The sequence below is a fragment of the Roseateles sp. P5_B10 genome, from assembly GCF_056400485.1.
Genome location: NZ_JBFULE010000718.1, coordinates 1 through 2,671 on the forward strand (window position 1 = coordinate 1; position 2,671 = coordinate 2,671).

3 protein-coding genes are annotated in these 2,671 nt (G+C 62.7%); all 3 read left to right on the top strand.

All coding sequences use genetic code 11. The features are described 5' to 3' along the window. Nucleotides 1-370, top strand: a 370-nt coding sequence (locus AC1DU6_RS26450) for a GspMb/PilO family protein (RefSeq protein WP_477860757.1), incomplete at its 5' end; no start/stop codon positions are given. Further along, a complete protein-coding gene (locus AC1DU6_RS26455) occupies nt 367-819 on the top strand; it encodes a hypothetical protein (RefSeq protein WP_457325873.1) in 453 nt (150 codons plus the stop codon). The genes AC1DU6_RS26450 and AC1DU6_RS26455, both read left to right, overlap by 4 nt. Then, the coding region (locus AC1DU6_RS26460) for a secretin N-terminal domain-containing protein (RefSeq protein WP_477860759.1) at nt 812-2,671 on the top strand (1,860 nt) is incomplete at its 3' end. The genes AC1DU6_RS26455 and AC1DU6_RS26460, both read left to right, overlap by 8 nt.

Here is a 2,671-nt window from a genome sequence, read left to right on the forward strand (position 1 = left end):
GATGGACGCAGCGCGCAGCTTGCAGTGGGCCGCTGCGTCAACAGGAGCGGCGGAGGCGCGTCTGCAAGACTATCTCCGTAGCTTGGCCGAAAAGGGCGGACTGAACGTGGTGGAGCTGACGATCCTGCAGGGCGCGGCCGAGGCGGCCTCGTCAGCAGCGGGCGGTGTTTTGCGCGCGCGGCTGGTCACAGATCTGAATCGGCCTGCCTTGATGGYGTTGCTTGCCGAGTTGCAGGGCGCGCAGCCGATGGTCATCGTCGACGTGATCAAGCTGCGGCCTGCCCAGGTGCCTGCGCGAGCAGAGTTGGAATTGCGTGCCCAGATGCGGGTGCAGTCGGTGTCTGGCAAATCGGATGAGGTCAAGCCATGACACAGGGATTCTTGAGCTCGCGAGTGCTGTTTGGGCTGGCGTTTGCGGCGCTTTTGGCGGGGTGGCTCGCGCCGCCGGCGCAGCCGGCCGATGTGGCCCTCGTGCGTGCAAGGCGAGATGCCTGGGTCTTGCCTGTTTTGCCCAGGCCTCAGCATCCCGGCGCGATGCCTGTCGTGGTGGCTGCTGCGCCTATGTGGGGAAGCGATCCGAAGCCTGTGGCGACCACGCCCGCTGCGGATCTCCGCTGGCGACTCGCCGGGTTGTATGGCAGCGGGCGAGCAGGCGGCGCCGTGTTGATATTCCTGGATCCGACCAAGCCCCCGCAGCGACTCAAGGTCGGCGACAAGCTGCCCGATGGTCAGGCGATCGTGGCTGTTGAAGGCAATGAATTGGTGGTGCGAAATGTCAAGAAAAAGTTGGAACGTCTGCCGGTCGAGCGTTATGAGTGAGCTGCGACTGGCGCCGTTGGGGCTGGCTTTGTTTGTGGCCGGATGTGGCACGGTTGCGCCAAAGCTGCCTGCAACGCTCGCAGTTCCCGACAACGCTTCCAGCGCGGCGGGGGCGCTGGGCGACGATGGTCGAGCGAAAAGCTTGAGCGTCAAGCCATTGCCGGTACCACCGGACCAGCAACCGAGCAAGTTCGCGCAGAGCCGTCAGGCGAGTGAGGCAAACAGTGTGGCCTTGCAGGCAGCCAACCCTGGTGAAGTGGCCGCGATCAACCTTCAGCAGATCCCCCTGGCCACTTTTGTGCAGGTGGTCTATGTGGACATTCTCAAGCGCAACGTGTCCATCGATCCTGCGGTGCTGTCGCGCAAGGACGCCGTGACCTTCCGTACCGGGACTGCGCAGCCCGCACAGAAGCTGGAAGAGTCGCTGAAGCTGTTGCTCAAGACCTACGGACTTGCCGTGATCGACGCGGGTGGCCTGTTACGTGTAGTGCCGGACAACGCGCAGCTTGGGAATCTGCCGGAGATCCGCCGCGACGAGGTCAACCCGGACACGCCGCTGCCACTGCGCCCGATCTACCAGTTCATAGAAATGAAAGTGGTGCGCCAGAGCGAAGTCGCCAACTGGCTGCGCACCTTGTTCGGTGATCGCATCAAGCTGCAGGAGGACATCACCCGCAATGCCCTGGTGCTGAATGGCACGCCGGACAACGTCCAGGCGGCTCTTGAAGCCATCCGCGTTCTGGATCAACCCTTGATGGCTGGTCGAAAGAGCGTTGCAATCACGCCTGCGTACTGGTCAGCCGATGACCTTGCCAAACGCCTGACAGAGGTATTGACCGTCCAGGGCTATGCGGTAGCGCCGCTGGGGCAGGCGGCCATATCGGGTGGGGCCCGTTATCCGGTCGTGCTGCTGCCCGTGCTGGGGGTGAATGCTGTTTATGTCTTCGCCAATAGCGACGAGGTCTTGAACCACGTCATCAATTGGGCCAAGACATTGGACAAGCCCAACGAGCGAGGCATCAGTCGGAACTTCTTCACTTACCAGGTGAAGCACAAGGATGCCGGTGATCTGGCCAAGACGCTTGACCAGTTGCTGAGCGGTCGGCGCAATGTGTCGCCCGCGACAACCCCGCAAGGGCAGCCCGCGGCCTCTGCTGCCCCGGCGGCGACGAGTCAGCGGCTGACGAGCGTGGTGGTCGACCAATCCAGCAACACGCTGATTTTTCAGGCGGAGCCCGATGAGTATTCGCAGTTGACGGCGTTGTTGCAGATGCTGGACCGGCCTGCCAAATCAGCGCTGATCGAAGTGACGGTCGCCGAGTTGGCACTCAACGATGAAAAAAGCAGTGGCGTCGAGTGGTTGTACAACCGGGCGATTGGCGGTGGCGACACGGCCAGTCTGGGCTTCAAGTCATTGTCGGCAGACACTTCGCCACTGAACCTGCGCATCCTCAACGGCGCCGGTCAGCTGAGAATCGCCATCTCGGCCCTTGCCGCCAGCGACCGTGCCAGCGTGCTGTCCAGCCCGCGTATTCATGCCCGCAATGGCGAGCAGGCGATGATCCAGGTCGGCAGCGAGGTCCCCATCATCACCAGCTCCGTCAGTTCGCCGCTGGCCAGTGGGACGGCCAACCCCACGACCACCACGCTCAGCACGATTCAGTACCGAACCGCGGGTGTGATCCTGAAGGTCAAGCCGGTGATCCATTCGGGCGATCAGGTGGACCTCGAAGTCGAGCAGGAGGTCAGCAGTGCCGACAAGACCAGCACCGGTGTCAACAACACGCCAACCTTCAGTACGCGCAAGCTGCAGACCAAGCTGACGCTGCGCAACGGTGCGACAGTCCTGATG

Coding starts and splice junctions, on each gene's coding strand:
- AC1DU6_RS26455 (WP_457325873.1), top strand. CDS start 367: ATGACACAGGGATTCTTGAGCTCGCGAGTGCTGTTTGGGCTGGCGTTT.